Origin of the sequence: Tahibacter caeni (assembly GCF_024609805.1) — a bacterium.
Lineage (GTDB): Bacteria > Pseudomonadota > Gammaproteobacteria > Xanthomonadales > Rhodanobacteraceae > Tahibacter > Tahibacter caeni.
Genome location: NZ_JANFVR010000288.1, coordinates 1 through 6,226, shown reverse-complemented (window position 1 = coordinate 6,226; position 6,226 = coordinate 1). Strand labels below are relative to the sequence as shown.

The window sequence follows — 6,226 nt, the reverse complement described above, 5'->3', positions numbered from 1 at the left end:
GCTCGCGCCCGTACCGCGCGTCGAGGCCAGGCGTCCGCGGCGCTTCGGCGCACATCCGCCGCCGGTGCGCCTGCCGCCGCGCGAGGAGGCGCCGCAGACGATGGCGCCGGCGCCGCGGCTGCCGGCGATACTGGGAAGTGCATTGTTCGAAAGTAAACGTGTGGAAAGCGCGGTCGTCGAGCGCAGGATAGGCGAGTCCGCGGCCGGCCTGCCGTCCGTTGCCGCGTTGCCGCGCGCCGCAGCGCCGCTCTTGCGCGCGGCGCATCCCGCATTGGAAGGCATCCGCGCCGAACTTGCTCGGCTGGCTGCCGCGCAACAGGCATTCACGGAAGCGCAAACCAGCGCGCATGCGCAATTCCTCGCCCTGCAGGCCAAGGCGACCGGCGTGCTGTTGCGCGCGGGACGACAAGACACGAGCCTGCTCGCGATTCCAGCAGTGCCATTCCCGCAGCAGCGGGAACCCGACGGCTCTGCCGGCGAGGGGCAAGCGCAGCATCGCAGCGGAGCTGCCGTCGCAGGGGAGGGCGAGCGCACCGTTCGCTTCACGCGCGAAGACCTCCTGGTCCACGCCGACGGCGATATCTCGCAGATCTTCGGCCCGCCGTTCGCTGCGCAGGACGGCTTCGCGCGCCAGGTCCGCATGCCGCGTCCGCCGCTGCTGCTCGCCGACCGCGTGACCGCGCTCCATGCCGGACCGATGAGCATGGGCAAGGGCTCGATCACGACGCAAACCGATGTCGGCGCCGAGCCCTGGTACCTGCACCAGGGCCGCATGCCGGGCGGCGTGATGGTGGAGGCGGGGCAGGCCGACCTGATGCTGATCTCCTGGCTCGGCGTCGACGCACTCAATCGCGGCGAGCGCGTCTACCGCCTGCTCGGCTGCGAGCTCACCTATCACGGCGAGTTGCCGCGCGCAGGCGAGACGATCACGTTCGATATCCATCTCGACGGCCATGCCGCACAAGGCGAGGTGCGTCTGATGTTTTTCCACTACGACTGCGTGAACGGCAGCCGGAAGCAACTGACGGTCAGGAACGGCCAGGCCGGATTCTTCACCGACGCCGAGCTCGCAGGCTCGGCGGGCTGCCTGTGGACGCCTGAGGGTCAGGAGATCGTCGCGAATCCGCGCCTGGATCCGCCGCGCGCGATGAGCGCGCGCACGCGTTTCGATCGCGCCGCGCTCGAGGCGTTCGCGAACGGCGATACGCATGAATGTTTCGGCGCCGGCTTCGAGCTCGCGCGCACGCACACGCGCAGCCCGCGCGTCCAGTCCGGCGACATGCTGCTGCTCGACCGCGTGACCGAATGCGTGCCGCGCGGCGGTCCCTGGGGGCGCGGCTATCTCAAGGCCGAGCTCGACATCGATCCCTCGCGCTGGTTCTTCGACGGGCATTTCAAGAACGACCCGTGCATGCCCGGCACATTGATGCTGGAAGGGTGCCTGCAGGCGCTCGCATTCCATCTCGCCGCGTGCGGCTACACCCTCGAACACGACGGTGCGCGCTTCGAACCCGTGCCCGAGCTCGCCTACAAGCTGCAGTGCCGCGGCCAGGTGATCCCGAGCTCCCGGCTGCTGGTGACCGAAGTGTTCGTCGAGGAGATCGTCGCGGGACCGGTGCCGACGATCTGGGCCGACCTGCTGTGCACGGTCGACGGACTGAAGGCGTTTCACGCGCGGCGTCTCGCGCTGCGCCTCGTGCCGGACTTTCCCGATGCGGACAGCGAGGGCCTGCTCGCGTCGGCGCTCGGCCGTCCGTCGCGCGCGTTCGGCGCCCTGTACGAGCGCTTCGACGGCACGCTGCGCGCGCCGCGCCTGCCGGCGCCGCCGTATCTGTGCATGAGCCGCATCGTGCGCGTCGACGGCGCGCAGGGCGAGATGCGCTCCGGCGCGCGCGTCGTGGCCGAATACGACGTGCCGCGCGATGCCTGGTATCTCGACGACGCCGGTGTCGTGCCGTTCGCGGTGCTGCAGGAAGCCGCGCTGCAACCATGCGGGTGGTTGTCGAGCTGGGCCGGTTGCGCGCTGTCCGGCGAGGAAGAGCTGCGCTTCCGCAACCTCGACGGCCGCGGCACGCAGCACTCCGAACTGCACGGCGGCGAGACACTCGTCACGGAAGCCGCGCTCACGTCGGTCTCCGCGTCGGGCGGCATGATCATCGTCGCGTTCGACGTGCGCTGCTCGGTCGGCGCGCGCGAGGTCTACACGCTGAAGACGGTGTTCGGATTCTTCCCGCGCGCCGCGCTCGCGGCGCAAGCCGGCCTGCCGCGCAACGCGCTGCACGAGGCGCTGCTGCATCGCGAACCGAACGCCGGATGCGTGCTCGACGAACCGTCGATGCTGCGCATGATCGACCGCGTCGACGGCGTCTGGCCCGAGGCGATACGCACCCGCAAACGCGTCGACGCCGGCGAGTGGTTCTTCAAGGCGCACTTCTTCCAGGATCCCGTGCAGCCCGGCTCGCTCGGCGTGCAGGCGATGATTCAGACGCTGGAGCAGTGGCTGCGCGCTGCGCGCGGAGCGTCGCCCGGCGCCGTGGCGCCGCTGCTCGGGCGCGAGCACACGTGGAAATACCGCGGGCAGGTGCTGCCGCATCACGGAGAGGTGGTTGTCACCGTGCAGGTCACCGAAGCCGCCTCCGACCACGCCGTTGCCGATGCGAGCCTGTGGGTCGACGGCGAACGGATCTACGAGGCGGGCGGGATAGGTCTGCGGCTTCGCGACCGGGGCTGAGATTGCGCGATGAATTCCGGTTGCTTCGTCGCGACGCCGGGGGCGACGGGCATGCGAGGGGCGACCTCGATCGGAGTTCGCTCTGCGCTCGCCGGCGGTCCGGGATCGATCACGCGGCGCCGCCAGGTCTGTTGCCGTAGCGACGCGCGAAGGCCGGCGACCGCCAAAAGTCCAATTTCGACGTCGATACCTTCTGATATCCTCGACGCCCTATGCGCCGCCGTGACAAGGTGCTCTTCGGTTCCGCCGCCGCCGCCCTGGTCGGCGGAGGGCTGCTGTTCGCGACGATCGGCTGGGTGGTCTGGCGCGAATCAGTGGCGACCGAGACGACCTATGCCGGCAGTCTCGCCGCGTCGCTCGGCCAGCGTGCCGAAGCCATCTTCGTCGACACGCGCGACCTGCTGGCGGGCTTCGACCGGTCGGACACCCCGCGCTGCTCCGCCGATCACCTGCGCGCCCTGCAGCAGGCCGCCATCTCGCGCCCCTACATCCGCGCCATCGGCTACTGGCAGGCGAGCGAGCGTCGCTGCGGCGTCGGCTTCCTGCCGCCGGAAGGGCTCAAGCCCGCGCGTGCCGACCGCATCTACGACACCGGCGTCATCGCCTGGTGGCCGAACAAAAGTACCGAAGTGGGCGGCGTGCAATTGTTCCTCATGCGCTACGGCGACCACGACGTGGCGATCGATCCGCGCCTGCTGCTCGACCTGGGGCCCCTGCAGCAGCGCCGCGCCGGCCTGTGGGTGGAGAAGCTGCGCCTGTCGGCCTCGCCCTGGGATGCGGAACTGCCCGTGCCCGACGCGGTGAGCGCCGGCGTCACCGTGGATCGCAGCAACGGCGTCGTGGTGTCGCGTTTTTCGCGCAACGACCTGCTGCCGATCGACGTGGTTGCGGTCGAGCCGCTCGACAGCGTGTGGAGCCGGCATGCGTCCACGCTCATCGCCGGCGCAGCGTTCGGGCTGGTCCTGGTCGCGTTGTGGATCCTGTTCATCCTGCGCTATTTGCAGCATCAGCTCAGCCTGGCGACGGAGCTGCGCCGGGCCGTGGCAGGCGAGCGCATCCGTGTGCAGTACCAGCCGGTCGTGGAACTGACCACCGGGCACTGCGTCGGTGCCGAAGTGCTGGCGCGCTGGACGCGCGACGACGGGGAGGTCATGCGCCCCGATGTCTTCATCGCGCTCGCCGAAGAAGCCGGCTTCATTCAGGACGTGACGCTCGCCGTGATGCGCATTGCCGTACGCGACCTCACGCAGCTGCGCCGCGAATTTCCCGACGTCGCCGTCAATCTCAATCTTGCTCCCGCCGACTTGCATGACGAACGCGTCGGTACGATCTTGGCGTCCAGCCTCGCGGCCGCCGGCCTGCCGCCGGGGGCGGTCAAGCTCGAGATCACCGAGCGCGCCCTGGTCAACAGCAACACCTCGCGGGCGCTGATCCGCGAGTTTCGCCGCCGCGGCCACCAGGTCGCCGTGGATGACTTCGGTACGGGCTACTCGAGCCTGTCCTATCTGCAGACATTCGAGCTGGATGTACTCAAGATCGACAAGTCCTTCGTCGACGCGATCGGCACGGAGGCGGCGACCAGCCAGGTGATCGTGCACGTCATCGAGATGGCCCGGTCGCTCGGCCTTGCGACTGTCGCCGAAGGGGTCGAAACGCCGGAACAGGAACGCTGGCTGCAGGAACATGGCGTAGCATTCGGGCAAGGCTACTACTACAGCAAACCGCTGGACCTGGGGGATTACGTTGAATTCCTGCGTCGCCGCCGCACGCGCACCGCTGCGTGAAGGGCATCGTCTCTGCATGAACCCGTACCGGTGCGGGCTGCTGATCGTCGCGCTCGCGTCGGGCGCCTGCGCGACGCACGCGCCGCGTCCCGCCGCGCCGGCGGCGGCGACTGCACCCAAGCCGCAGGTCGCCGCGCCGATCGCGCCGGCGCAGGTGGCCACCGCGCCGGCGACCGGCAAACCGCGGGTCGCGAAGGCGTCCGCGCCGCCGGAGGTCAAGGTAGTGCCGCCGGCCGGCTACGAACAGGAGAAGACGCGCCTGAAGCAGGCGCTGGCGAAGAACACGGCCAACACGCTCGCGCCGGACGACGTCGGCTACACGCTGGACGTATTGCACGGACGCCTGCGCCAGGAGATCGGCAAGTCGGCGCATATCACGCGCCAGGCCGATCGCGTCGTGATCGACCTGGCGGGCCAGCTCGGCTTTGCGCATGGCGCGGACCAGATCGACGCCAAGGGCCAGCAGCTCCTGGGAGCGCTGGCGCGCGTCCTCGTCGAATACCGCACGACCTTCGTCTCCGTCCTCGTGCGCGACGGCGAAACGCCGCAACCCTCGGACCGGCGCGCGCTGGCCCTCGCGCGCGTGCTCATCCAGGGCGGTGTGGCGCGGCAGCGCATCGTCGTGATCGGCCAGGACACCGGCGGAGCGAACGTGGCTGTCGAATCCGCCACGCGCGCCGAGCTGCTGATCGAGGCGATCGTGCGCGGCGGGTAGGGCGACACGCCTGTGGACCGGCCGTCGGGCGATGTTCCGGATCGCTGCCGCGCGAGGCGCGCACCGTCGCGCGGGATTCATCCGCCGAAGCCGCTGCGGAAGATCACGAGCCCGCCGTCGACGGTCGCGCTCGCGGTTTCATAAGGGTAGGGGCCGGTCGCGTCGACGCGCGTCGGAATGACGCCGCGTTGCGCGTCGTCACGCACCGAGATTGCGGGCGAGGCCGGCGTCGTCGGCGCCGATCACGCCGCTGCCGTCGTAGCAGAGGCCCGGTGGCGGATCGTCCATGCCGTACGCCTTGTGCTGCCCGGCCGGCGGCGTGATCGTCAGCGGCGCAGGCTGGATCGTGACCGAGCCGGGCACGACGTCGATGGCGTAGCCGTGCTGCGTGGACTACAGCCCCGTCAACCGTGCTGATGCGACCGCCGGCATCGTTCCGGCCGGCCAGGCCGCCGACGACCAGCGTCCGCGCGTCTTTCGGTTTTGCGAACGGCAGGGATCAGACGTATTGCCGGTCATCCCGGTCTGCGCCGGGATGACCGGCAATCGATCCGGAGGACGTTCCGGGCCGTCCGCGAGGAGCGGGCGGGTCCAGGAAACGGTGTCCCGAAGTGGGCTGAAGTACCTGGCCGCCGGGAAAGTGGGTGTCCCGAATCCCCGGCACGGCCCGAAGGCCGTGCCGCGGGATGCCGGACGGGCGTCCTCAGAGCAGCACGTTCTCCGGTGCCGGCGTGATCAGGCTGAAGGTGTAGCCGGCCGCTCCGGCCGTCGCGGGCGTGACCGCCTGGCCCGCGACCGGATTGCCGAAGCCGCCGTTGCCGCCGTTGCCGCCGCAGGCGCCGCCCCCGCTGCCGGGCTGGTTGGTGCTGGTCGAGGTGGCATCCGTGCCGGCGGCGCCGCCGCTCACGAGCAGCTGGCTGCCGGGCGCGTTGATCGTGCCCGCGGATACGAGCTTGATGATGCCGCCGCCGCCGCCGCCGCCGCCGCCCGCACCCG

The 6,226-nt window shown here is 70.4% G+C and carries 5 protein-coding genes and 1 pseudogene; 3 read left to right on the top strand and 3 right to left on the bottom strand.

What is annotated here, in order from left to right; translation table 11 throughout:
* A partial coding sequence (locus NON22_RS18920) for a hypothetical protein (RefSeq protein ID WP_257388517.1) occupies positions 1-688 on the bottom strand: 688 nt, incomplete at its 3' end.
* On the opposite strand from NON22_RS18920, the gene NON22_RS18915 reads away from it, so the two are divergent.
* The 3 genes from NON22_RS18915 (at position 641) to NON22_RS18905 (ending at position 5,230) form a co-directional block, all read left to right on the top strand.
* Entirely contained in the window at positions 641-2,731 is a 2,091-nt protein-coding gene (locus NON22_RS18915) for a hypothetical protein (protein ID WP_257388516.1), read from the top strand. The genes NON22_RS18920 and NON22_RS18915 overlap by 48 nt on opposite strands.
* 212 nt (positions 2,732-2,943) lie before the next feature.
* On the top strand, positions 2,944-4,515 hold the full coding sequence (locus tag NON22_RS18910; protein ID WP_257388515.1) for an EAL domain-containing protein: 1,572 nt from the start codon (positions 2,944-2,946) through the stop codon (positions 4,513-4,515).
* A gap of 154 nt (positions 4,516-4,669) precedes the next feature.
* Positions 4,670-5,230 carry a hypothetical protein gene (locus NON22_RS18905; protein WP_257388514.1) on the top strand — a complete coding sequence of 187 codons (561 nt, stop codon included), beginning with the start codon at positions 4,670-4,672 and terminating at the stop codon, positions 5,228-5,230.
* A gap of 77 nt (positions 5,231-5,307) precedes the next feature.
* On the opposite strand, the gene NON22_RS18900 is transcribed toward NON22_RS18905, so the two are convergent.
* Positions 5,308-5,436: a hypothetical protein gene (locus tag NON22_RS18900; RefSeq protein ID WP_257388513.1), complete on the bottom strand. Its 129-nt coding sequence runs from the start codon at positions 5,434-5,436 to the stop codon at positions 5,308-5,310.
* Between the two features lie 497 nt (positions 5,437-5,933).
* Positions 5,934-6,226: pseudogene (locus NON22_RS24855) on the bottom strand (hypothetical protein); the annotation flags it as partial.